The sequence below is a fragment of the Lysinibacillus sp. RS11 genome (genome assembly GCF_042019215.1).
GTDB lineage: Bacteria > Bacillota > Bacilli > Bacillales_A > Planococcaceae > Lysinibacillus > Lysinibacillus xylanilyticus_A.
Window position 1 is genome coordinate 1,423,848 of sequence record NZ_CP168124.1, and the last position, 24,688, is coordinate 1,448,535.

Consider the following 24,688-nt stretch of genomic DNA (forward strand, 5'->3'; position numbering starts at 1 on the left):
TTTTTTATCAAACATTACTTTTGATTTAGTGAATATCACGTTTTTTGAAGTTACCACCGCGTACCTCTGAAACATCAGAAATGACGACAAAAGCACTTTCATCGATACCTTTAATAATTGAAACAATCTTATTTTCTTCCATACGGTTAATAACACAGTTTAAAATTTCAGTTGGTTCATTTGAAAAACCACCACGACCCTGTGTATAGGTAACACCACGACCTAAACGAGCTTGAATCGCATCTCCAATTTCCTCTGACTTCGAACTAACAACACGAACGTCTTTTGATTTTTCTAAACCATCTTGAATAATATCGATAACGTTTTTCGCAATATAGTACGTTAAAGCTGAATATAATGCGCTCTCCAATCCAAAAATAAAGCTTGCCCCTAAGAAAATAAAGGCATTAATAAATAATATAATATCCCCGACTGAAAATGGAATCTTTCGAGATAGTAGCACGGCTAAAACCTCAGAGCCATCTAAGGCACCACCGTTACGTAAGACAATCCCAATCCCAACACCAAGTAACATACCACCAGCTAAAACAATTAATAAAGGATCTTCTGGACCTAAAATTGTTTTAACATCGTGTAAAAGGACTGTGGAAACAGATAAAGCTGCTATTCCAGCACAACTCATCAATGCAAAAGTTTTACCTACTTGTTTGTAGCCAATAAAAATAAACGGAATATTTAATACAAAGAGCAGCACGCCTAACGGAATACCAAAGAGATGTGCGCCCATAATACTAATCCCCGTCACACCACCATCAATGACATCGTTCGGTATCAATACCGCCTCTAGTCCATATGCTGCAATGACAGCGCCAATGACAATCAGAATAAATTTTCGTGTGTTTTCAATTAACTTTCTTTTTTTCATTCATCTTCTCCATTTCTGTATGTAAAATAATACTTAAGGTTTTGGAATAATATTTACAGCAATTGTTTTTGTCTCAGTTTCTTCAGTTGAGTCGGCCATATTATAGTATTTAGTTACTAAATTGTTTAATTCATTTTCAAAGTTCATAAATTGATCATTCGTTAATGACAAGTCAAGAAATGAAAAAGTTGCAAGATCTGCCGTGCTTTCTTTTTCATCAAGTGAATTTAAATAATTTTGATATTGAGATAGTAAAGCTAATTGATAATAGGAAACATAATTTAATTTTTGTTTGATTGTTAGTTGTGACCAATCCTCCTTACTCAGTTTTGCTGCTCCTTCATTTAATGCATAAAATTTCTCTGTAACAGAACGTACTTTTCGCTCTTTTACAATTTTTATAATGTTTTCATCCACCAAAATTTGGATATGTCGATATAAAGTAGCTTGAGGTACATCCTTAATGACAGTTATCATCTCCAAAGTGCTTAAGCCTTCTTCTTTATTCAGAGCTTGTAAAATTTTCATTCTCACAGGGTGCATTAAGACCTCTGCTTTATTACGCATAAAACGATCCTCCTATAGAAAAAATGAGATGGTATCAAGGGTAGTAATAAAATGTTATCAACGTGAGAACATTCTCAAAAATATAATATATATTTTTTAAAAGGATGTACAGTAAAAAGGATGAAATTTTTAAAGTATTTTGTTATCATTATTGATAATGATAATGAATGGAGGTTTTAGTAATGAAATTACACTATGGTTTTGATGATTTAAATCAATTGGATTGGGCAAGCATACTACCAATCATTTTGCCATTTTTATTCGTAGGATTTGTTCTAATCATTGTTGCTTTATTCGATTTATATCGGCACCGAGATACGAGAGAAAACATACTTATGTGGACAATTATTATTTTGTTCTTTAATACGATTGGTTCTGTTCTATACTTCATTATTGGTAGAAAGGATGTAAATAAACATGCGCTTAGAAATTAAAAATATTACGAAAAAATTTAAACATAAAACGGCTGTGAATGGTTTTTCAATGGTCATTGATGCTAATGAGTGTGTTGGGTTAATTGGTCCAAATGGAGCAGGGAAATCTACGTTAATTCAAATCATTGCCGACATTTTGTATGCGGATGAAGGGGAAGTTCTTCTTGATGGTCAAAAGAATTCATCTATGAAACATCAAATTGGTTATTTACCTCAGTATCCTAATTTTTTCTCGTGGATGACAGCATTTGAAACATTGTCCTTTATGGGGACACTTTCTGGCATAGCAAAAACAGAATTGCAGAAAGAAATTCCATTGCTATTAGAAAAGGTGGGCTTAGGGAAAGAAGCACATATCCATGTCGGAACATTTTCAGGTGGTATGAAACAACGCCTTGGCATCGCACAAGCATTATTGCACAAACCAGCTTTAATGATTATGGATGAACCGGTATCTGCACTAGATCCAATAGGTAGGAGAGAAGTGTTGAATCTATTAAAAGAGATAAAAAAAGAAACGACCATTTTATTATCAACACATATATTGAGCGATGCAGAAGAAATTTGTGAGCGCTTTGTGGTGATTAAAAATGGTCACAAAATAGAGGATGCTACAAAATTAGAATTGATTAAGCATCATCAAGAATCAGCTATCTTTTTAATGATTCGAAAGGAAGATTTGAAGTGGTTAACAATGATTGAACATTTGCCATATGTGAAGAAAATCGAAAGCTATGGAGATGGCTTTAAAGTATTTGTGGATCATTTGGAAGGTGATGCCAACCGATTATTACAGCATGGACTCGACTCAAAAGTGTTGTTTACTAAATTTGAAGTGGGTATTCAAGATAATCTAGAAGAAATATTTTTAGAATTGGTGGTGTAAGTGAATGCATGCTTTTATCGCGTTAAGCAAAAAAGAAATAAATCAAATGACAAAAGAATATAAAATAGTTTGGCTCCCAATTGTCTTTATCTTACTAGGGCTAACTCAGCCGATTATGACGTATTATTTACCAGTTATTTTACAATCAGCTGGTGGGGTTAAAGGTATAATGATTGATCCTAACATGGCAAAACCAGAGGGAGGTGAGGTACTTGCCTCAACATTAAATTCACAATTTGATCAACTAGGCATTATTATTCTGGCAGTTGCCACGATGAGTATTATCCAAGGGGAAAAAGCGAATGGCATGATGGCATTTATCCTAACAAGGCCAGTATCGATATCATCTTATTTAAATAGTAAAATCATTATCCATTATATAATGGCAGTGATCTGTATAGCTCTTGGCTATGTAGTGTCCTATGGCTACTCAGCGTATTTATTTACTACTGTTCCTATGACACAAGCTGTGTGGGCTTTCGTATTCTATTGTGTTTGGCTGTTATTTGTCATAACGTTTGTGGCGATGATGAGTACATTTTTTACTAGTCCTGCATTTATTGCATTAATAAGTATCGTTGTCCTATTAATATGTCGTTTCACTGCGGGGTTACATCCAATCTTAGACGTTATTAACCCTGCTAGTAATAGTTTGTCTGCAACAAATATTTTAATGACAGGTGAGGTGGGTACTTGGTATGGCATTAATGTTGTCGTAACATTGCTGTTGGTTTTATTGATGATCATGACTATGCAAAGTTTTATTGCGAAAAAGAAATTTTAACTTCTTTCAGCAATTATTTTTGTAGGAAAATAGTGTATGCAATAGCTACGCTCAAAGAAATGCTTTTATAAAATAGTCAAAATTATTATTGTTTGTTCGAGGTAAGGGCGATTGAATCATCATCTAAATCATCTGCCTTACTAGTTAATACAGGTAAATTATACTTGTGAAGTAATATAAAAAAGAAAGTAAGTAACCTACTAAAAGGTTCCTTACTTTCGCAATGTTAAATCAAAAACACTGCCACAATGGTTGTAACGACAAGTCCAATTATCACGGGCAATAAATTACGCCTTGCAAGTTCGAAGGGGCTAACGTTACAAATTGCCGCGGCTGGAATCAATGCCCAGGGGATGATCGTTCCGCCTCCAACCCAAATTGCTGTAATTTGCCCAAGTGCTGTTAAAGTTGCTGTACCTCCATCAATAGCATTACCAAACAAACTACCAACGGAGCCTGCTAAGGAAATACCTGAGAAGCCTGAGCCATCTAATCCTGTAATGGCGCCAACGACTGTTAAAGTAATGACCGCAACTTCCTTTGTTAATGGTACGACAGCAGCTAGACCCACGCCGAGATCGTTGACGATACCATGTGAAGCGGTTGGTAAGTAGTCGCCGATAATTTGTGTGAAGCCAGAGTCCCCTAGATAGAAGAAGGCCGCAATGGGAATAACTGGCCCAAACACTTTAAATCCGAACTGAAATCCTTGAATTAAATAGCTTGTTGTCTTTTCGAGGCCTTGGTTTTTATGAGCTACCACACAAAGCAACAGAAGTATAAAGACGGATGTTCCACCAATTAAAGCTGTAGCATCTCCACCTTGTAATTTTAAGATGGACATGGCAATGACATCGAGGACAAAGGCAATTGGAATGAGAACTGCGAAAAAGCGTTTTTGTCCAAGTGTCAGCAAGTGTTCAGCGGTTACTTGTTCAGCGTCTTCACTTGTGTTGTTTGTAGCGTTCAAATATAGTGCTCCACGTTTCATATCGCGTCGTAATAAAATATAGGCGACTAATGTTGTGACAACGCCCATCGTAATGACAAGAGGGATACTAGCAGCTACTACCTCACCAACTGGAATACCAGCAGCATCAGCAGTCAGTTTCGGAGCCCCCTGTATAACAAAATCACTCGAAAGTGCAATTCCATGACCAAATAAATTCATCGCCATTGCCACTCCAAGCGCTGGCAGACCTGCGCGTATTGCAACTGGCAAGAGAACGGCCCCTAAAAGCGCCACAGCTGGTGATGGCCAGAAAAACCAGGAAATAAACATCATTAACAGACCAATCGTCCAATAAGCCAGTGCTGGTGTTTTAATGATTTTCGTAAAAGGAGCAATCATGACTTCGTTAATACCTGAAGTCATCAAAACGCGACTCATGGCAACGATAATAGAAATAATTAGAATGGTTGATAAAAGCTCTGTAATCGCATAAATAAAGCTGTTAAAAACACCACTTATCGATGAAGTTAAATCACCTGTAGCTACGATTGCTAGCATGAAGATGCCAATAATACAAATGAGGGTGGTATCGCGACGTTTAACCATAAAGCCAATGATAAGGATAATAAAAATAACGTAAATCCAATGGAGAGCAGTGAATTCAATCCCCATACGTTTCCCCCTCAAAATTAGGTCTGATTATAGAATATGAAGAGAAAAAAAGATGGTGATGATTTTAGAGAACTAATTCGATGATTAAGATTTAACTTCTCTCAGCAAATGTTTTTTACCGAAAGTGTAGTGGCAGTACAAAAACTTAAATTGGCTGTTTGGAGAAATATAGAAGGGATTTGTCTGCGGGTGTCGAACTAAACGAGAGTACAAATGGAGAGCAAATCGTTTGCTTTATTAAATTGTACTGTTTAACGTTGACAATCCATCTTATGAGGAGTGATGTGCTATGTATATCAAGACAATAAGTTATTTTATCGGCAGGGGAAAACTAATTTTGTAGAGAATTCGTGACAATGGATTTCTCTACTACTAGGGAGGAATCTGAAATTTGATTAGTTTAAAATCGATTGATCAAAGTAATTGGGAAGCTTGTATTCAACTGAAGCCTAAGCAAGAACAGCAAGGGTTTATTGCCTCAAATCTGTATTCAATTGCAGAAAGTAAATTTTTTCCGCACATGAAGATAAAGGCGATTTATTGTGGAGAAAAGCTTATCGGTTTCGCGATGTACGGGATAGATTCGGATGACGGAAACTATTGGATATACAGATTTATGATTGATGAGCAATATCAAGGGCGTGGACACGGCAAGAGCGCGATGAAGTTAATTATTCAAGACATTGAGAGTCAAGAAGATCGCACTGATGTCATATGGCTTGGATATCAGCCGGACAATGAGCAAGCAAGAAAACTATATGCTAGTGTAGGTTTTAAAGAAGCTGGAATGGCTCCCTGGGGAGAAATGTTAGCAAAGTATAGTTTGAAATAAAGTCGTACTGTTTTAAATAGATGCACCGTTTAATTCCTTTTCGCTTAAAGGATTCTAAGTGAATATTAATCAAACTTTTTAACTTATAACAGCAGAAGTCTCCCACCTCTATAGATGGGAGACTTCTTACAGTGGGGGTTAAAAATACCTGCTGAAATAGTGGAACACATAGAGTATTCCGCCCGATGTTGATTTGCAATAAAGTCACGAAATGAGTTTTGATCAACTTAATAAATAACCATCAATTTAAATGGCTAATGATAATAACTTGAAATAGTAAGAAATTATATGGTAATTGAAATTTATTGTAAAAAAAGCTATATTATTATATTGTGAATATATTTTAGGAGATGAGTTTTTGGAAATAAATACATCAAGAGAAGACATAGCGTTAAGAGGGAAGCGAGGTTTGCATTTTATCCTTGCATCAATAATTATTTGGTGTTCAATTTTTATAATATGGTTACTTCCGATAAATGATATAGCAACTAGAAATTTTTTAACATTTTGTTTTACCGCAGTACTTTTACCATTAGCTTTTTTTTTCAAAATGGATTTATCTTATGTATCTAAAAATATGGGATTTGCGGAAGTCAGCAATGTTAGGAAAGTAGAGGCTGAATATAGCTTGATATATAATCCTAAATATAAAAATTGTGCATTGTCGTTTTGATGTCTGAAAGGCCAAATGATCATGGACTACTATTATGTAGCTTCTTTTAGCAGACTAGAATTTGTACAGAAAACATTTGTTGCAGCCGCTTCGCTTTCGTACAAAAAACATCTGTCGCAGCCGCTTCTCTTTCGCACAAAAAACATCTGTTGCCCCGACGACCCCCAGTCGGAACAGAATTCAACCACACGTTATGGTGATGAGCCATAACGTTTTATAAAATTACCTTCAAAGATTTTCTTCAAGGTAATTTTTTTTTTGAGGGATATTTATGTTAAAAATGATATAAAAATTGTGAAGATATGTACTTAAACTAACAACGCAGTTTAGTTGAATAATATTCACACTAGATGGTATTGTAAATATTAGGTATATGGTAGAAAAAACCATCTAAAATGTATTAAATTACGGAAAAATATTGGCGATTTAATAGGAGGTTGAACATATGAATGATAAGAAGAAGGGAAAATTACAAGTCTCGGTAATAGTTATAATGATATTACTATTGGTTGCGGCGTTTGTTTTAGTTTTCAAAGGTCATTACAGTGTGGCGTTTGTTTTATTTGGAATTTTTATAGTGATTATTAATTTTATTAGTAATTGGACCGGATTAAAAAATGCAGATTATGTTTATAGAAAAAATCATAAGAATAATGAGAAGTGGTAATGACGCTTAGGTACGCCTAAGCTTTTTTAGAATTAAGTTTGTGAATAAATGCACTTAAACGAATGGTAGTATTTTTCATAAAGGATTTAAGCTTTTTTGTTGAAATTTATTTACAAAAGGGCAGGTTTGTTGAGAAAGAGTATAATGCGTTTTCTATTTTTGCTAAGTGTTGTTATCTCGGGAATTGTAAGTGTTGTCGGTTTTGCATTCACTAATATGACTACTATTTCATTCGACCCCACAGGTGGCAATTTTGTTGGAGGAAATGGAAACCCAGGCTTAATGTTTGTTATGTTTCCGATGTTAATTATTCTTTATTTTTTCTTTGCAATGATGTTTGTTTTTGAAAAGTTACATGAACGTTTTTTAGTGAAAAGGAAATTATTTCAAGCCTTCTATTCAGGGGTGTTTCTGCTGATTTTGGGAATGACGATTTACCGAATCGTTTCATTTCGAAATGAAATCAATCCATATTTTGAATACGAAATATCCTATTTAAATCCTTTTTCTAATCATTTATTTTTTAACTTCTGGACTTTTATAGCCTGCCTTTGTGTTTCAGGATTTTGCTCATTTTATTTAAAGAAAAGAATGTGAAGAAATGTAATTAAACTCTTATGAAAGTACTTAATCATCTTTCATTATATGTGATGTAGCGCCGATTTTTACTACATAGAGGGCTAACGGGCAGTTTAATTGAAGTAATAGATAATAACGGTTTCCTGCAGTATGGGGGTGAACAGGATGAAAAAAATCATTTCAGGAATGATCATAGGAATTGTTATCGGATTTTGTCTTTATTGGATATTCACTCACAAGGTCTATGACGAAGCATTCTATTTCCAAGATGGTTACGAAGGTTGTGCCTATGTTGTTTACAATATAGAAGGTACTCCTCAACTAGAAATTGAAGATGACACGATCCAATACCATTTTGATGAAGATGGTTTAGTGCTTACTACTTCTCCTGAAGATTTTGGTTGGGAAGGGAGAGAAAATTCAGGATCTCATGATACCAAATACTTCTACGTAAACGAGAATGGCGAGAAAATAAAAGAAATCCCTGAAAGTGAAATCGGGTTTGTCTCTTTAGGTAGTTATAGTCAAGATGGAAGAGTTCAAATTACTAGAATGTCTATCCCAGTGGGTAATAAGGCTAAGGCTTGTGACGAGAAGTACGAAGAATTAGAAGAGAAATTGGATGAAAAACTAAAAAATAGTTGAGTAAAAGCGGGGAATTTAACTATTAAGGGGCGTTTGTAGGATAAAACTCATTGAAATGATTTCACTTTTTTATAAAAATCTTATACTTCAACTCCATTTTGATCTATTTTTCAAAATGGAGTTTTTACATTTTGAAGTTTTATTGTCATGAATTAAATTCCAAAGTTTTCTGTCAATCTGGTATTTCGGTTCATCACCAAAAATTGTGGATGGCATTTGTATTCACAGGTGAAATTTGAGAAATGTGTTTTTCCATTTGCTTTTTTTGTTCATTAATTAGAAGTTTTGTCGAAAAAATCCTGCTATTTAATAAAAGTAGTATGATTTATTTAATTAGAAAATATTTGTTAAAAGGTGATTCCTATGCTAAAGAACATGAGAATCTATATTTCATCAATATGCTTAATAGAAAAGTTAACGGATCCATCGATATTTTTCTAATTAGCCAAAAAATAAAAAGTAAATGTGAGGTAGTCTATGGGCTTTTTCAGAAAGAAAAGTAATTCTAAAATGCATTCCAATTCTATTTCAACTAGCCAAATGATGAAGACAAATTTAGCAAACGAATTAAAAACAAATCTTCAAGAAAATTTACAAAGAATAAGAGATTCCCTTGGGAAAAGCTCGGATATTATCATTCGAGAAATTCGAGTAGGAAAAGAAGAAACTATTAAAGCTGGTATTATCTATACAGATGGATTAACCGATACAATCTCATTACAAAACTTCATTTTAGAAACGCTCATGCTAGATGTCGAAGGTACCGAATTACAGAAAAAGCTATCTCCTGAACAAAATCTGATTAGCATATTAAAAGATTTTGCCATGACAGTGGGGGAAATTAAAGAACTAACTAATTTTGAAGAGCTTCTTACTGGACTATTATCGGGGGATACGATTATTTTAATCGATGGATATGCCCAAGGGTTAATCATTTCCAATAGGCATTGGGTTGAGCGTGGAGTTACGGAAGCATCAGCCCAGGTGGTAGTAAGAGGACCCCGTGAAGGGTTCTCCGAAAATTTGCGTGTCAATACCGCCTTAGTTCGTAGAAGACTGAAAGACCCAGATCTCTGGATGGAATCAAAAATTATTGGAAAACGTACGAAAACGAATGTTGCCATGATGTATATCAAAGGAATTGCAAATGACAAAATAGTGAAAGAAGTCCGTTTGCGTTTGGATAAGATAGATATTGATGGAATTCTTGAAAGTGGAAATATCGAGGAATTGATTCAGGATGCACCTTATTCACCTTTCCCAACCATATTCAATACGGAACGTCCTGATGTAGTAGCTGCAGCATTATTAGAAGGGCGTATAGCCATTTTGGTTGATGGAACACCATTTGCCCTAGTAGTTCCAGCATTATTTGTTCAATTTTTTCAATCTTCGGAAGATTACTATCAACGAGCAGATATTGCGAGTCTTATTCGACTCCTTCGTTTTTTTGCATTTTCAATTGCAATGCTTGCACCTGCATTATTTATTGCGGTCACAACTTTTAATCATGCAATGTTACCCACTGGACTCCTTATAAGTCTGGCAGCCCAACGAGAAGGTGCTCCATTTCCGGCATTTGTTGAAGCAATTATAATGGAAGTCACCTTTGAAATCTTGCGTGAAGCAGGCTTAAGAATGCCAAGAACCATCGGTTCAGCCATTTCTATCGTAGGGGCATTTGTAATTGGAACAGCGGCGGTTGAAGCAGGCATAATCTCTGCTGCGATGGTAATTGTGGTTTCAATAACCGCCATTTCTAGTTTCGTTTCTCCAACTTACAACTTAGCTATCTCGGGAAGGATGCTACGCTTTGGATTTATGGCATTAGCTGCTTCTTTTGGTTTATTAGGAATAACGATTGGTTTAATCGCTCTACTTCTGCATTTATGTAGTTTGCGTTCTTTTGGCGTGCCTTATATGTCTTCACTAGCTCCATTTAATCTTTCCGATCAAAAGGATACGTTTATTCTCTTGCCTATATGGAAAATGTTTACTCGGCCACGTCTAATCAGTCAACAAAATATCGTTAGGCAACAAGATTCAGCCTCTGCAAAACCAGAACCGCCAAAAAATGAAGGGGGTTAAACGATGAAAAAGTGCATGATTGTTCTCTTAATTCTTAGCCCCATTCTTACGGGATGTTGGGACAAGAGGGAATTAAATGAGCTTGGTATTACGTTAGCGATAGGAATCGATAAAGTAGAAGATGAATACCAAGTAACTGCTCAAGTAGTTGTACCTTCGGAAATACCCACGAAAACAAGTACTGGGCGTTCACCAGTCATCCTGTTTCAGGAAAAAGGCGAAACGGTATATGAAGCCTTTCGAAAAATTACAAAGGTATCACCTAGGAAAATATATCCAGGACATCTTCGGATGCTTGTATTAGGTGAGGATTTAGCTGAAGAAGGGATAGCGAAATCCTTAGATTTATTGTCAAGAGATTGGGAACTCCGATCTGATTTCTTTGTTGCTATTGCTAAGGATGGGACCGCAGCGGAAGTACTGAATGTCAGAACAACGATTGAAAATATACCTGCCAATAATATGTTTAACAGCCTGCAAACATCAGAAGCGTCTTGGGCTGCAACAAACGGCATTAAGTTAGATGAGTTGATCGCTTCTTTGACAAGTAATGGAAGGGAAGCCGTATTAACAGGGATACTAGTAACAGGGGATCAAGAAATGGGATCAAGCAAACAGAATGTGGAATCGATTAATCCTCCTGTGCGAATTGTATATGATGAATTAGCGGTGTTTAAAAAAGATAAACTGGTGGGCTGGTTAACTGAACGAGAAAGCAGAGGGTATAATGGCATCGTCAACGAAGTGCAAAAGTCTGTAACTTCTATATCTTGTCCTGAAGAGGGGAAAGCCACTATAGAGATTATTAAAGCAGATTCTACAGTGAAAGGCAAAATAAACAAAGGTATGCCTGAAGTGGATATCAATATTAAAGTAAAAGGAAATATTGGGGAAGTAGAGTGTCAAATTAATCTTAATGACCTAGATACGATTGTTGAGCTAGAGAAGCTTACTGAAAAACAGATGGAAAAGACCATTAACATGTCCATTGAAACGTTACAAAAACAATATAAATCAGACATATTTGGATTTGGTGAAGCCATTCATCGATCTAATCCGAAAGAATGGAAAAAGATGAAAGAGCAGTGGGATGAGGAATTCCCTAAGTTGAAAGCGAATGTTAAAGTAGACGTAAAACTTGTGCATACGGGTACAGAAGGTAATTCCTTCTTAGAAAAGATAGAGGTTAAATAATTATGATAAAAACAATAGGAATAATTCTAATTGCTGCAGTTATTGTGTGGATTGAAGTTCCACCTCTCTTGGAAAAACAATATAAAAAAGAGTTACTTGTATTTTCAATTCTTCTTGCAATTGGGGTAGGTATAAGTATTACACTTTTTGGATTTGAAAAACCTATTCCAAATCCATTTGATTTACTCACTTTTATTTTTAAACCGCTTAATGATTTTATTTCTTATTTCTTGAAATAAAAGATAAGTGTAGAGGGGAAGGGATGATATGAAATGATGCAAGACGTTAAAATAAATTCGTACCAATTTCTGGTTTTAGTTATTTTATTTACGATTGGTACGAGCATCTTAACTGTACCATCAGCATTAGCAACCGGCGCAAAACAAGACGCCTGGATTGCGGCTATAATTGGTACGGGAATCGGTTTATTAGTCATTTGGCTACTCATCACTATAGCACTTTGGTTCCCTCACCTCACCTATGTCCAAATCATAGAAAAACTATTTGGGAGATGGATAGGTAAAGCCTTAGCTGCTTTTTTTGTATTCATAGTTCTACTTTATGCTTCGGAACTTTTGTATTATTTTGGGCTATTCCTAAACATCCATATGATGCCAAATACCCCAATGGTAGTCCTTAATATTCTTATGGCGGGGATTGTGGTAATGGGCGTCCGTCTTGGATTGGAAACCTTCGCTCGTACTGCAGAAATATTAATTGTCGTGTTCTTCGCCTTTTTTTTCATTTTAGTGGTGTGTCTTTCACCGGAAATGAAGTTTGAAAACATACAGCCTGTATATGAGATGGGGACAAAAAAAATCATTCAATCATCCATTTTTTATGTCATAGTATCTTCAGTAAATGCCGTTGTTCTCTTAATGATTTTTCCTTCTTTTGTTAATAAAATGAAGCAAGGGAAAAAAACATTTTTAATTGGAAACTTAATAGGCGGAATCGTCATCATCGTTATTACATTTTTATGTGTTACAGTATTAGGTTCTGAAAAAACTGCAGGAGAGATTTACCCAAGCTATGAATTGACCAAAAGGATAAATATCGGGAATTTTATACAGCGTATTGAGGGATTAATGGCTTCTCTTTGGGTGATCACTCTCTATTTTAAGACGACCCTCTATTTTTACGCTTCCGTTTTAGGAATGGCACAAATTCTAAATTTGAAAGATTACCGCCCTTTAACCTTACCGTTGGGCATGATTGCCGTCGTTCTTTCACTTGTGATTTATCCTAATATCATCTATCAAAAACATTTTGACGATACAACGGGTAATTCTTTAACATTATCAATCGGACTTTTTTTACCTCTTTTGTTGGTAGTTATATATGCAATACGAAAAAGAATGAAAAAGAACGAAATAGAAATTTGATATGCTTCCAAGTAGATAGACAGTTTAATAAAGAGGGAGTGCCGTACTTTGCGGCAATTTGATGACTTTGGTATACTACCAGCGTCATCTTTTTATGTCCGTTGCTTTCGAGTGTTTGTTTCGTAGGTTGATATGTATAGTGGTTGATTTATAGATTGAATAGTTTTATTATTCAGTCTATAACTGTGGTTTTTAACAGGGGGGACATAGATGGCATTACAAGTAGGAGAAAAAATTACATTTGAGCGTAAGTTTACAACAGAGGATGTTGAATTATTTACGAGGGTATCAAAAGATGAAGGGACTCATCATATCACACCAGATGAACAAGGTCGGTTTGTCGTACATGGGCTTTTAACAGCAACGCTTCCAACGAAAGTTGGAGGTGATTATAACGTGTTAGCGCGTAAAATGGATTATGAATTTTTACGTCCAGTTTTTAGCGATGACACGATTCGTTGTGAAGTAATAATTGAACAGTATGAACCGGATGGAAAAAATCGTACGGCAATTACTGCAACATTTACGTGTACAAATCAACTTGAAAAAGAAGTGTTAAAGGGAAGCTTTTCAGGTATTATTCTATAACATTTAAAGGAGTTTACCATATGAAAACTGCAGAAATCCTATTTTTTGAGCGTCCATTTCCAAGTGCCAATAGTATTGTTATTCAAGATAATCAATCATTTTTAATTGATACCGGATTTGGTAGCGATATAGTTCGAACTGAGAAACTTTTAATCGAAGCAGGGATATCACCAAAACAGTTAAATGGCATTATTAACACTCACTATCATAGCGATCACGTTGGAGGAAATCATTATTTTCAGCGGCAATATAACCTACCGATTGCAGCACATCTTTGGGAAGGAGAAATGGTTAATCGTTGTGATTTCGAAACTTGTAGTGCCCACTATTTAGATCAACCAGTGGAACAATATGTTGTGCAACAGTTACTTGTAGATGAAGAAGAGATTAATACGGGGCATAGTGTTTTACAAGTTTTACATACACCAGGACATACATTAGGACACATTTCTTTATACGAGCCAAAACAGCAGATTTTAATTTGTGGCGATTTATTTCATCACAATGATGTTGGATGGATAAATATTTTTCGAGAAGGTGCAAACAGTTTAGGACGCTCTTATGAAAGTCTAGAGCGACTCGCTAAACTTTCGATAAAAAAAGCGTATCCTGGTCATGGGCCTGCTATCGACGACCCATTAGTAATGATTGATAAAGCAAGAGAACGCATTGAAAAATGGATGGAATCACCAGAAAAAATGGCTTGGCATGCATGTAAACGAATTTTTTCCTTTACGTTAATGTTGAAAAATGGATTAACGAAGCAAGATATTACGCCTTATTTACTCAGCTGTGGGTGGTTTTACGATTTTGCTGTTCACGCTTTTCACACTGAGCCAAAGGAATTCGTGCAATCATTGCTTGATGAAATGATTCGCTCAAAAGCTGCGATATGGGCACAAGACAAATTAATGGCGTCAGCACCATATGAAGAGCCAGATCCACAATGGATAGCAAACGATTGGAAACCAAATAATTGGATAAAATGAATTGCGATTTTGTACGCTAATGTTTTAAGAAATAGATGTAATCATTCAAAGAGATAAACTTGAAAGGGAGTTTACTCGTGAATATTGCATCTTTTTTAATTTACTGAATATCGCTCAATTAAACTCTAAATTCATTGGCAAGTAGTTAAAGGTGGGGTTTAGTTGAAAAATATGAAACTATTTATCATTCACAGTCGTATAAAAAATTAATAAAAGCCAATGGATAAGAAAATCTACCATAAATATAAAAATACATGTAGTTATTTTTAGTAATGGCAATTCGAAGAGATAACAATATTTATAAAGGGAAGTGTGTTATGCAATTTGAAGGTGCAATGTTAGAATATCGTTTGCAAAAAGAGAAAGACAAGTTTGAACCAATCTATTACTATACTAATATTGATTTACCACAAATTTTAACAAGAAGAGAATGTGAATTTTTTATTAAAGAAGGGAAGACCTATAAACAGCTGTCTTCTGCGATTGAAGGTGAGCTCTTCGTCATTTATGTACAATTATACGAAGAAACATCAATTGAAATGCCAGAACACTTACATGAAGGGATTAAACTTGAAATTCGTGAATTAAATGCCTACAAAAATTATCCGCTTATTACATTTGAATATATGACCAATCATTTAGATATTTTAAGCATTATTGGCAGTATATATACATATATCGAAGGCAAGGAGTGGGAGCGGGACTCAGCTGAAATTGATGAAGACCAAGGTGTGTATGTTTTATATGTTAAGCCAACAGGATATACGCTTATAACATAGGGAGGGAATTTTTAGCATGAATAAGACAAAGAAAATGATGACAGGAGCATTAGCAGCTGCAGCTTTGTTATCGTTAACTGCTTGTGGGGAAGAAAGGGGATATGCAGAGCCAACTGGAACAGATTGCGATGATTGGGATTGGGATGATGAAACGGGTACGTATTATTGTGATGATCATCATTCCACTCATGCAGGTAGCTACTACTATGGTGGGAAATATTACGGAACAAAAAATTCATTACAAACAAGTACTGACTATAAAACTTATAAAACGAATTACAAATCAGGGATAGGTAGTGGTTCAAAAGGTGGCTTTGGAGGGTAAAGATGAACCGATTTCGTGAGAATCGACAACAATTTTTTAGCCAGATAAAAGATTTTTGGCATGATATATATGGTATGGAATATGCTCTATTTGATATTAAGAGAGAAAATACTGAAACGATTAATAAGATTCGCCAGGCGACCGAACAGATTGGCCATATTTTTTATAAATCGGCTCCTTTGTTGCGGATGCTAGATGATGAGACGTTGTTGCGTCTTGGATTTCCAACTGAAACGCACTCTTTCATCCGTTTGCAAACACTTCCAGTAGAAAGTGTCATTGCTCGTTTAGATTTAGTAGTGACAGATGAACAAGTGAAATTATTGGAAATAAACGCAGATACACCTACATTTATAAAAGAAACCTTTTTTGTGAATGGGAAAGTGTGTGAACAGTTTGAGCTGAAAAATCCAAATGACGGATGCGAAGATCAGTTAAAACAAGCAATGTTGAAAGCTGTAACGTCGTCGCTTCGTTCGATGGGAAGATCGGGAGCTAACAATGTTGTTTTTGCAGCCCATTCGGAACATGAAGAGGATAAACTGACAACCATGTATTTAAAGGAACTCATGGGATTAAAAAGTCAGTATATGGACTTTCATCAATTACAACTTGTAGATGAGCCGATTTTAGAAAGTGAAGAAGTTATCTTAGCACAAGGTCTATATGATATCAACGGAGAAAAAATCGATGTTTTATATCGACAAACGTATCCTATTGAACATTTAATACATGATGTAGATCCAATAACGAAAGACAAAGTAGGTCAATCGTTAATGAAGCTAGTGGAACAACAACAACTAGCCGTTGTGAATCCTCCTTCTGCTTTTTTACTACAATCTAAGGCAATAATGGCGCTTATATGGGGGCTTCATGAGGAGCAACATTCTTTTTTTTCGCCTCAAGAACATGACGCAATACATAAATACTTTTTACCAACCTACCTAGATTCAGATGCTTTTTTACAACAGGGACAAAGTTTTGTGAAAAAGCCTACATTTGGTCGCGAAGGAGACACTGTCGAAATTTTTTCAAATACAGGTAAAAAAATTGCGGAAGATTTTCATAAAACATATAAAGATGAACTTTCTGTTTATCAACAGTTTATCGAGCTACCACAAACGATTATTCAAACAGAACAAGGACCCAAACGAGCGCATTATATGTATGGTTGCTTTTATATTAATGGTCAGGCAAGTGCAATTGGCATTCGCGCAGGGGGACAAATAACCGATAACGGATCTTATTTTTTGCCAATAGGCTATTAGAAATAAGAATTTAAGAGATTGGATCAAACTGAAGTTATCATAAAAGGAGTGTGTAAAGGAATGGGGTTTTTCTCATTAGATAGTTTTTTAAATTTTTTATTATATACAGGAACCGGGTTAATTCTCATTTTGATTGGTATTGTTGCATTTGCTTTTACAACAAAATTTTCAGAGTGGAACTTAATTAAAGAAGGCAATATGGCTGTGGCATTAAAGCTATGGGGAAAAGTGATTGGATTAGGCATCACATTATATACAGTATGGTCTTCAAGTGTTCATATACTTGATGCTATTATTTGGGGGTTAATCGGAATTGCCACACAAGTAGTTGTGTATTTGATTATTGAATACGTATTAACACCAAAAACAAGCTTGGAGAAAAAAGTGGAAGAAGGAAATACTGCAGTAGGCTTCAGCTTATTTGCAGTAGGCATTACGGTAGGGTTAATTATAGCAGGAAGTTTGTCATATTAATAAAGTATATTTGAGAGAATTATAATAAAACATTAGAGAGAGCATGTTATGTGAAAAAACATGCTCTCTCTTTATGTGATCTGTCCATAGTAAAAACTCTACAATAGCACATAATCTAGCGTGTCGATTAGGAAAACATAGGTTTATTATTTCCTCAATGGACAGTTCTTACAGTATGGAATATCCGCTTTTGTATTAACTTGATAGTATCGGCAACATGTTTTTCGAACGGGTACTTCACTCCATGTCTCTTTTCGCTGAAGATAAGTTTGAAAAGGATTTTGCTCCATACCTAACCAATTAGTTTCAGCGCATGTAAGTTCATTAAAATGTTCATTTAATTCATTTAAAGTATACAATTCTTCATTTTTACGAAGAGTTGCAAGTAGCCTTACAGCGAGATTTTCCCATAGGATTTTTAAGGAAATTTTACATTCTTCGCTGATGATAGTAATCATTGGTGTTAAATGTTGAGCGAAAATGCGATTTTTCCAACAGTCATCAAAAAGTGCTGTTGGATTTTCTTCAATTAGCAATTTATATGATGTTACATCAAGTCGAGCTGTAGACCACCAATCCATTTTTTTCTTTTGAAGTCCATAATAATCCAGACTCGAAGCTGCTACTAAAACAGCATAACGTTTTAAAAATAGAGAACCTGCTACAGCTAAGGAAGGCGTATTCAAATGATTTCCATACTGTTTAATGATTGGTAGTAAAGTATCCTTATTTAATAATTGATGTAAAGGAATACCTTGAGGTGAGGGGTGCTTTTCCACGCCATAAGGCTCTAAATTCATTTTATATACCTTCCTTTTCCTTTCGGGATACATAATGGAGTTCCAAAGAAAGGATCCTCCGATACTGCTACTTCCATACCAAATACTTCTTGAACCATTTCTACTGTGACAATATTCTCTGGAGGGCCTTGGTTTAAAAATCCTTATGTCACTCCCATGAAAGAACTTAATCATCTTTCATTATCTGTGATGTAGCGCTGTTTTGCGCTACATGGATGGCTAACAGGGCAGAATAATGAAATTAAGCTAAAAATCGCCAAATTCAATTTTAGTATCGAGGAATTACGCTATTTAGAATTAGAATTTCCCTAACATTGTAATTCCGTATTTTCTTAAACTACATCAAATTGTATGTGTAAAATATCGCTTAAAAAAGTGCAAAATACCTCCTGAAGCAACCCGTCCTAGATTAGAACGGGTTAACTTTACTGAGATTATAAAATTAAATAGCTATATTGTCACTTTATATTACTGCATCTGGTGGTTGTGTCTTTCTCCACCCATAAAGCTGCATAACGTCTTTTGATCATATAAATCATCTCATTTCCCACCTTTCATGTTTTTTAGTTAACAAAATTAATATTGACGAATACGAATATAATTTTCTACTTTTCTTCGGTTCTCTTCAAAGATTTTTTTCACATTTTCATTATGAAGTGCTTCCTCAAGAGACTTCTCACGTTTTGTAATCGTTATCGTGAGAGAAAAAATGTTTAATATCATTTATTATCACCTCCTTAAATTACCGTGAAAAATGAAAAAAACCGTAGAGAGACTCCCCTACGGTGAAAAAAGGCACAAAAATACCGCAGGGGCACACTTCTCCCTGCGGTATGGGTATGCTTAATTACAAAAAAAACCTTAAGCGATCCATTCCGATCTGGTCGAATGTGTGATTTTCATTTTTACTGAAGTTGTAACTACCAATGACATCAATTTAACAATAACGATCATTTCATTCGACCTCCTTAAGAATTTTTTTGTTTACTTTGTAAGTATACCTATCTTTAAGTTGTTTGTAAACATCTTTTACTAAGTTTTCCTTATTGTGTTAATGACTAGAGAAACTCATTGCTGCTTTACATTGTTAGTTACCTGATTTTTTCGGAGTAGCAAATAGAAGATATAGAAGACTTAAAGCCAAAAAACATAATACTAATTCAGCGGAAACAAACAATAAGTAATATATAGTAACTGGAGCTATCACAAAAGTGAAATTCTGCTAAGAGCTTTTGTAACGGCTTTTTTATTTGTAAGGTGTTGAATTTAAAAGGCAGTAATGATAAGGGTTTATTCTTTATCGTTACTGCCTAATTCGTGTAGCGTTTTATTCAAGCAACTTAAGATATATTTTTTCTGTCTAGAAAGGTTGGGATGTTTTATGAAAAAACGGATTCTGATTGCTGAAGATGAACGATTATCACAATGGCCTTGAAAATGATGCTTTGGAATCATGGTTATGAGATTGTCGGAGAAGGAGCAGATCGAGCGATTGGACTCGCTTTTAAGCTAAAACCAGATCTTGTATTAATGGATATTGAAATGCCAAAAATCAGTGGTTTAAAAGCAAGTGAGGTGATTGATCGTCAGCTGGATATCCCAGTGTTGTTGATTACTGCATATAGCCAAAAAGAATTTGTAGAAAAGTCTAAGCAAGATAATATAAGGGGTTATCTAGTTAAACCGGTTTCTGAAGCTAGCTTAATCCCAGCAGTCATCATGGCACTCCAACAAGCTAAGAGTGCACAGGCGCTAAAACAATCTTTACAACTTACACAAGAACAAATTCAAAAGAGGATTGAGCAAGCAAAAGGGCAAGGTAATAGAAAGTACAAATAATCGAGCGATAGTATACTGATAACCAATTTCACAAAAGAAAAATCCCGAATAGACCACTTTTTAAGTGTCCGCTATTCGGGATTTTTCAAAGAAACTAATGATGATTATTTTACTTTATAATGTGAATTTTTTAAGCTCTACAGACAATGTATTTGTCATGTCTTGAAGGTCAGAAACCTTTTCACTAATTTTCTCGAATGACAGAAGCTGTTCTTGAGTAGAGGCGGATATTTCTTCTGTGCCAGCTGCTGTTTCTTCAGTGATCGCTGAAATGTTTTCAATTGTACTGTTCATTTGCTGACTCATTGCAGTTGTTTGCACCATATCTTTAGTAAGGTGCTGTAACTGATCATTAATGTCTAAAACATGGGCTACAATCTCCTCAAATGACTTTTCTGTATCGGTCATCGATTGTAATTGTTCGTTAGAAAGCTGATGTCCTTGCTCAGCAGTAGAAAGAATAAGCATAATGCCATCTTCTATATGGGTAACCATAGAAGAGATGAGAGTAGTTGCTTTTTCGGTTTCAAATGACAGTTTTTTGACTTCTTGTGCGACAATGGCAAATCCTTTTCCGGCTTCTCCAGCACGCGCAGCCTCGATTGCAGCATTTAATGCCAAAAGATTTGTTTGTTCAGCAATCGTGTGAACTACATTAGCTGCGCCTTCAATTTCTGTTGTAAATTGAGAAAATTGAGTAACAGCCTCTTTAATGTTAATCGATGTGGATGAAATATCCTTCGCGATGGAGGATTGCTTTTCTAAGGAACTACGGCCATTTTGAACAGCAGCAAGTGCCAGTTTACTGTTTGCCGCCGATTGTTCGCTTGTCTGTTGAACAGTAGTAAATTGATCTGTCATCGTATTCATAAGGATAGACGTTGATTGGATATCTTCTGAAATAGTTAGGCTTCCTTTCGCCAATTCGTCCGTTGATGAAGCAATTTGTTTACTTCCGGCATTAACGGTTTCAATATAGCTCGTCACATCTTTTGTAAATAGGCTAACATTTTTACCTACATCGTCAATGGAATGTACGGTGCTTTTTAGATTGTCAATCATTATGGAAAAGTTCTCAGTCAGTTGATCAACTTCATTTCGACTGCCCTGCTTATAGGATAGGGAAGATGTATCTATAGTTAGATTCCCTGCGGCCACTAATTGTGCACAATCCACAATTTGATTAATCGGATTTGTAATTCTTTTCGCTACAACATATGAAAAAATGGATGTAACAATAAGTAATAGAATACTTCCTACGATTGTAGTTGTGGTAATAAAAGTAATTTTTTGCTCAGTCTTTTGATTTATTTCTTTATACCATTCATTTGTTTCTTTTTTCAGTAAATGCATATCATTTAGAATGCCAGAAATTCTAATTGCTTGTTTTTTTATTTCAGGACGGTTGTTCGCAACAAAACCTGTCTCTGTAGCTTTTGCTAGTTCTATGTATTTACCTTCGATTTTTTTGATAATGGCCTTATGTTCAGGTACCCTCGCAACAGAAGAAAGTGCTTTTAAATTCGCATCTGTTACTTTCAAATTTGCCAGAGCTTCATTTTTATTGGCCTCACTGTCTAAATAAGTGTAATTGTTTAATGATAGACTTGTTACAACTAAACTTTGTTCAAGTTCTTTCACTGCAAGCAAAAGTGCTGTATCATCTTGTGCAGTTGTTTGAATATCAGATGTTTGAACGATAATAAAGCCAATCATAGCCATTGCAAGCACAATTGGAATAAGGATGTTCATAAATAATCTTTTTCGTAACGTCACTGGCTATTCTCCTTTTCTGCGGTAACTTTTATTTTACCTGAGACAATATCTTCTTCGGCTTGTTCAATGGCAGCCTGCTGTTCAGATGTTAATTTGATAATACGGATATCTGCAAGTCCGACTCCATTATCAGCTAGACCGAATGAAAATGATTTTTCGGAAATTTGCCCTTCCTCAACTAATGTTTTACACATGTTAAAAACAGCTTGGTCGACATTTTTTAACATAGATGTTACGACCGTTTTTTCTGCAATGTAAAATTGATCTATATCTACACCCGCTGCATAAACACCCATTTCTTCAGCTTTTTTAATGGCGCCAAAGCCTGTGAATCCCGCTGCATGATAAATAAAATCTACTTTGTTCTTTATGTAACGTTCTGCGATTGCGGCACCAGCCTCGGTATCATCAAATGAGCCGGCATATTCACTAATGATTTCGATATTTGGATTATAATATTTAGCGCCCTCAATAAAGCCGTTTTCAAAGTGATGGATAACCGGAACATCTGCACCACCAATAAATCCTATTTTTCCAGTTTTACTCGTCATTGCAGCAACCATTCCAAGTAAAAAGCTTCCTTCCTGCTCTTTAAATGTTATTGAAATGATATTTTCAACTTCTGATTGCGCATCGATAAGGATGAATTGTTGATCTGGATGTTGTTTTGCTGTCTTTTCCAATGCTTCCTGTACAGAGAAGCCAAGACCAATAATGACGTTATAATTTTCTGAGACAAGTTCTTCAAGCTTCTCTTCGTAATTACCATCAGGCGCCTCTTTATAATCAAATAAAATACCTAGCTCATCTCGTGCTTTCTCAAGCCCTTTAAAAGCGGAGTCATTAAATGATTCGTCACCAAGACCAGCATCTGAAAGCAGGATCCCTATTTTATATTCTTCTTTCGATTTTTCTGTCTGAGCCGTTGAGCAGCCAGTTAATAACAAAGCTATCAAACAAAAGCCAATCATTAATTTTTTCAATAGTAGTACCCCCAGTTGTTGTATCATTTTCTCGGTAAAAAGTGTTTTTTTGTCTGATGTCAGACGGTATTTTTTTGAATCTAACTATTAAACTTGTACAATCTACAGATTTACAATAAAAAAATAAAAATCTATAATACCAATAAAGTAAGTAAATTATTCATTTTACCATTAAATACTATCAGATATTTTACATTTTACTAGAGGGAAATGGGTTCAAATTGTCCTGAATTTTTTTAAATTACTAAGTATTTAGTCTGTTGTGCAATGGATTTTCTCTATGTTTATAGTGAAAAAAGTACTGATATTTTCCTTTTTCAGAGGAGAAGCTGGAATGATATCCAAAAGAGGGTAGGAAGCTAAAAGAAAGGCTATACGCCCTATCTAGAACATTAACTAAACAAAAGCACCGTATCAGCGTTTATAAGCTTTACGGTGCTCTTTTCGTGTTAATTTAAACATGGTAAACAAAAAGTATACGAATAGCTTTCTGTTTGAGTATGTACAAAATTTATAAATTGTGTAGTATATCTTTTGTCAGTAATTCAGATAGCTATAACAACTCTAAATGGATATATTTTTATTGTTTAGCTAAGTCATAAATTACAGCTTTTACAAATGAATCCATTTTAGTTTCTAGACGAGATTTAGAGTAAATAAGTTGAATCTTTCTATTAAGCGCCACATCGTATAAGTCTTTTTTTATTAAAAGTCCTGATTTTAATTCATCCTCAATGAAGGCAACTGATAAAAAGGCAATTGTTTTTCCGAAAGTAAGCATCTTCTTAATCGTACTGACAGAATCAAGCTCGATTGTATAAATGGATGGGTGAAATGGATCCATCCATTTTTCTATAAAATGATTCGTTGAACTAGAGGAAGTGTGCAATAATACTTTGTTTTTTAGGACATCTGCTTTTGAGATGTCCTTTTTTGCTGCAAGCTCATGGGTAGGGCTTAATGCCAATACAAGTTCGTCTTCACCAATTGTTTCGTAGACAAGGGACGAATTTTCTTGTTTTGTTTCCATAATTAGCCCGAAATCTAATTCTTGAAGGGCTACTATTTGTTCAATTTCGGGAGCTGTTTTTACTTCCAGTGATATTCGGATATCTGGATAGGTTGTTGAAATTTGATGGATGATATCCGGCATAAAAATATGCGCAGGTAACCCGCTTGCTCCAAGCCGAATGGAGCCGATATTGCCGGCTAAAAGATTTTCGACAAAGCGGTTCATGTCTTTTTGTAGCTGTACAATTTGGCGAGCGTAATGATAGAGTCCTTCTCCCGCTTCTGTTAAACGGTATCCACCTGCATTTGTCCGAAATAAACGGATGCCATATTCCTCTTCAATTGAGCGAATATGAAAGGATACTGTTGGTGCTGTAAGACCAAGCTCTTTGGCAACAGGAGCTAATTTTTTTAATTCTACAAGTAGGCAAAATGCCTGTAATTTCACATTATTCATTTTATCCTCCTAAAGTAAATTAGAAAAAATCTTGTATTTGCTTTAGTTTATTAGATTTTTTTTAACGAGTTATTAATAGTAGATTAATATTTTCTAAATATCTGGAATTTATAGTTGTAATTAACAAGGAGGATATTATGAAAATCTCATTAACG

Annotated in this window: 27 protein-coding genes; 19 read left to right on the plus strand and 8 right to left on the minus strand. The window is 35.1% G+C overall.

All coding sequences use genetic code 11. The features are described 5' to 3' along the window. Positions 1–25: 25 nt before the first annotated feature. Positions 26–886 carry a YitT family protein gene (locus AB9L17_RS06955; protein ID WP_068982931.1) on the minus strand — a complete coding sequence of 287 codons (861 nt, stop codon included), beginning with the start codon at positions 884–886 and terminating at the stop codon, positions 26–28. A gap of 33 nt (positions 887–919) precedes the next feature. After that, entirely contained in the window at positions 920–1,453 is a 534-nt protein-coding gene (locus AB9L17_RS06960) for a transcriptional regulator (RefSeq protein ID WP_068982930.1), read from the minus strand. Between the two features lie 182 nt (positions 1,454–1,635). On the opposite strand from AB9L17_RS06960, the gene AB9L17_RS06965 reads away from it, so the two are divergent. The 3 genes from AB9L17_RS06965 to AB9L17_RS06975 are packed head-to-tail and all read left to right on the plus strand — an operon-like array spanning position 1,636 to position 3,557. After that, positions 1,636–1,887, plus strand: coding sequence for a PLD nuclease N-terminal domain-containing protein (locus AB9L17_RS06965; RefSeq protein ID WP_375200266.1), 252 nt, complete (start codon positions 1,636–1,638; stop codon positions 1,885–1,887). Next, positions 1,871–2,773 carry an ABC transporter ATP-binding protein gene (locus AB9L17_RS06970; protein WP_223553053.1) on the plus strand — a complete coding sequence of 301 codons (903 nt, stop codon included), beginning with the start codon at positions 1,871–1,873 and terminating at the stop codon, positions 2,771–2,773. Before AB9L17_RS06965 ends, AB9L17_RS06970 begins: the two co-directional genes overlap by 17 nt. Before the next feature lie 4 nt (positions 2,774–2,777). Then, positions 2,778–3,557 (plus strand): ABC transporter permease, encoded by a 780-nt coding sequence (locus AB9L17_RS06975; RefSeq protein ID WP_375200267.1) that lies wholly within the window; start codon positions 2,778–2,780, stop codon positions 3,555–3,557. 226 nt (positions 3,558–3,783) lie between these two features. Here the strand turns inward: AB9L17_RS06975 and AB9L17_RS06980 are convergent, their stop codons facing one another. Further along, positions 3,784–5,181 (minus strand): hypothetical protein, encoded by a 1,398-nt coding sequence (locus tag AB9L17_RS06980; protein WP_375200268.1) that lies wholly within the window; start codon positions 5,179–5,181, stop codon positions 3,784–3,786. A 391-nt stretch (positions 5,182–5,572) separates the two neighbouring features. Here AB9L17_RS06980 and AB9L17_RS06985 point away from each other — a divergent pair, with 391 nt between their 5' ends. From AB9L17_RS06985 to AB9L17_RS07055, 15 genes are all read left to right on the plus strand, one after another. Next, complete coding sequence (locus AB9L17_RS06985) at positions 5,573–6,013, plus strand: GNAT family N-acetyltransferase (RefSeq protein WP_375200269.1); 441 nt, start codon at positions 5,573–5,575, stop codon at positions 6,011–6,013. A 358-nt stretch (positions 6,014–6,371) separates the two neighbouring features. Beyond that, complete coding sequence (locus tag AB9L17_RS06990) at positions 6,372–6,686, plus strand: DUF7010 family protein (RefSeq protein WP_375200270.1); 315 nt, start codon at positions 6,372–6,374, stop codon at positions 6,684–6,686. A 445-nt stretch (positions 6,687–7,131) separates the two neighbouring features. Next, entirely contained in the window at positions 7,132–7,353 is a 222-nt protein-coding gene (locus tag AB9L17_RS06995) for a hypothetical protein (RefSeq protein WP_068982923.1), read from the plus strand. Positions 7,354–7,449: 96 nt separating this feature from the next. After that, a complete protein-coding gene (locus tag AB9L17_RS07000; protein WP_375200271.1) occupies positions 7,450–7,950 on the plus strand; it encodes a hypothetical protein in 501 nt (166 codons plus the stop codon). 147 nt (positions 7,951–8,097) lie between these two features. Further along, the gene (locus tag AB9L17_RS07005) at positions 8,098–8,577 is read left to right on the plus strand and encodes a DUF6843 domain-containing protein (RefSeq protein ID WP_375200272.1); all 480 of its coding nucleotides are present in this window, start codon (positions 8,098–8,100) and stop codon (positions 8,575–8,577) included. Positions 8,578–9,054: 477 nt separating this feature from the next. Beyond that, a complete protein-coding gene (locus tag AB9L17_RS07010; protein ID WP_223553063.1) occupies positions 9,055–10,665 on the plus strand; it encodes a spore germination protein in 1,611 nt (536 codons plus the stop codon). 3 nt (positions 10,666–10,668) lie between these two features. Further along, on the plus strand, positions 10,669–11,859 hold the full coding sequence (locus AB9L17_RS07015) for a Ger(x)C family spore germination protein (protein WP_223553064.1): 1,191 nt from the start codon (positions 10,669–10,671) through the stop codon (positions 11,857–11,859). A 2-nt stretch (positions 11,860–11,861) separates the two neighbouring features. Further along, the gene (locus tag AB9L17_RS07020; protein WP_223553066.1) at positions 11,862–12,098 is read left to right on the plus strand and encodes a hypothetical protein; all 237 of its coding nucleotides are present in this window, start codon (positions 11,862–11,864) and stop codon (positions 12,096–12,098) included. Positions 12,099–12,131: 33 nt separating this feature from the next. Next, positions 12,132–13,244 (plus strand): GerAB/ArcD/ProY family transporter, encoded by a 1,113-nt coding sequence (locus AB9L17_RS07025; RefSeq protein ID WP_223553068.1) that lies wholly within the window; start codon positions 12,132–12,134, stop codon positions 13,242–13,244. Between the two features lie 210 nt (positions 13,245–13,454). Then, positions 13,455–13,832 carry an enoyl-CoA hydratase gene (locus AB9L17_RS07030; protein ID WP_068982915.1) on the plus strand — a complete coding sequence of 126 codons (378 nt, stop codon included), beginning with the start codon at positions 13,455–13,457 and terminating at the stop codon, positions 13,830–13,832. Between the two features lie 20 nt (positions 13,833–13,852). Then, positions 13,853–14,821 (plus strand): MBL fold metallo-hydrolase, encoded by a 969-nt coding sequence (locus AB9L17_RS07035; RefSeq protein ID WP_375200273.1) that lies wholly within the window; start codon positions 13,853–13,855, stop codon positions 14,819–14,821. 317 nt (positions 14,822–15,138) lie between these two features. Further along, positions 15,139–15,600 carry a hypothetical protein gene (locus AB9L17_RS07040; RefSeq protein ID WP_375200274.1) on the plus strand — a complete coding sequence of 154 codons (462 nt, stop codon included), beginning with the start codon at positions 15,139–15,141 and terminating at the stop codon, positions 15,598–15,600. A gap of 16 nt (positions 15,601–15,616) precedes the next feature. Further along, complete coding sequence (locus AB9L17_RS07045; protein ID WP_068982912.1) at positions 15,617–15,925, plus strand: hypothetical protein; 309 nt, start codon at positions 15,617–15,619, stop codon at positions 15,923–15,925. A gap of 2 nt (positions 15,926–15,927) precedes the next feature. Next, positions 15,928–17,193 (plus strand): glutathionylspermidine synthase family protein, encoded by a 1,266-nt coding sequence (locus AB9L17_RS07050; RefSeq protein WP_223553077.1) that lies wholly within the window; start codon positions 15,928–15,930, stop codon positions 17,191–17,193. 60 nt (positions 17,194–17,253) lie between these two features. Beyond that, positions 17,254–17,667 (plus strand): DUF350 domain-containing protein, encoded by a 414-nt coding sequence (locus AB9L17_RS07055; protein ID WP_068982910.1) that lies wholly within the window; start codon positions 17,254–17,256, stop codon positions 17,665–17,667. A 146-nt stretch (positions 17,668–17,813) separates the two neighbouring features. On the opposite strand, the gene AB9L17_RS07060 is transcribed toward AB9L17_RS07055, so the two are convergent. Together AB9L17_RS07060 and AB9L17_RS07065 are read right to left on the minus strand one after the other, a co-directional pair. Beyond that, positions 17,814–18,467, minus strand: a complete 654-nt coding sequence (locus AB9L17_RS07060) for an IucA/IucC family C-terminal-domain containing protein (RefSeq protein WP_068982909.1) — start codon at positions 18,465–18,467, stop codon at positions 17,814–17,816. A gap of 576 nt (positions 18,468–19,043) precedes the next feature. After that, positions 19,044–19,190 carry a YrzI family small protein gene (locus AB9L17_RS07065; RefSeq protein WP_083226877.1) on the minus strand — a complete coding sequence of 49 codons (147 nt, stop codon included), beginning with the start codon at positions 19,188–19,190 and terminating at the stop codon, positions 19,044–19,046. Between the two features lie 702 nt (positions 19,191–19,892). Between AB9L17_RS07065 and AB9L17_RS07070 the strand changes: the two genes are divergently transcribed. Beyond that, a complete protein-coding gene (locus AB9L17_RS07070) occupies positions 19,893–20,306 on the plus strand; it encodes an ANTAR domain-containing response regulator (RefSeq protein WP_375200275.1) in 414 nt (137 codons plus the stop codon). A gap of 114 nt (positions 20,307–20,420) precedes the next feature. Here the strand turns inward: AB9L17_RS07070 and AB9L17_RS07075 are convergent, their stop codons facing one another. The 3 genes from AB9L17_RS07075 to AB9L17_RS07085 form a co-directional block, all read right to left on the minus strand. Then, positions 20,421–22,082, minus strand: a complete 1,662-nt coding sequence (locus AB9L17_RS07075; RefSeq protein WP_375200276.1) for a methyl-accepting chemotaxis protein — start codon at positions 22,080–22,082, stop codon at positions 20,421–20,423. After that, complete coding sequence (locus tag AB9L17_RS07080) at positions 22,079–23,065, minus strand: BMP family lipoprotein (protein ID WP_068982905.1); 987 nt, start codon at positions 23,063–23,065, stop codon at positions 22,079–22,081. The genes AB9L17_RS07075 and AB9L17_RS07080 overlap by 4 nt, the downstream gene beginning before the upstream one ends. 580 nt (positions 23,066–23,645) lie before the next feature. Next, a complete protein-coding gene (locus AB9L17_RS07085) occupies positions 23,646–24,533 on the minus strand; it encodes a LysR family transcriptional regulator (protein ID WP_375200277.1) in 888 nt (295 codons plus the stop codon). Positions 24,534–24,688: the final 155 nt, after the last annotated feature.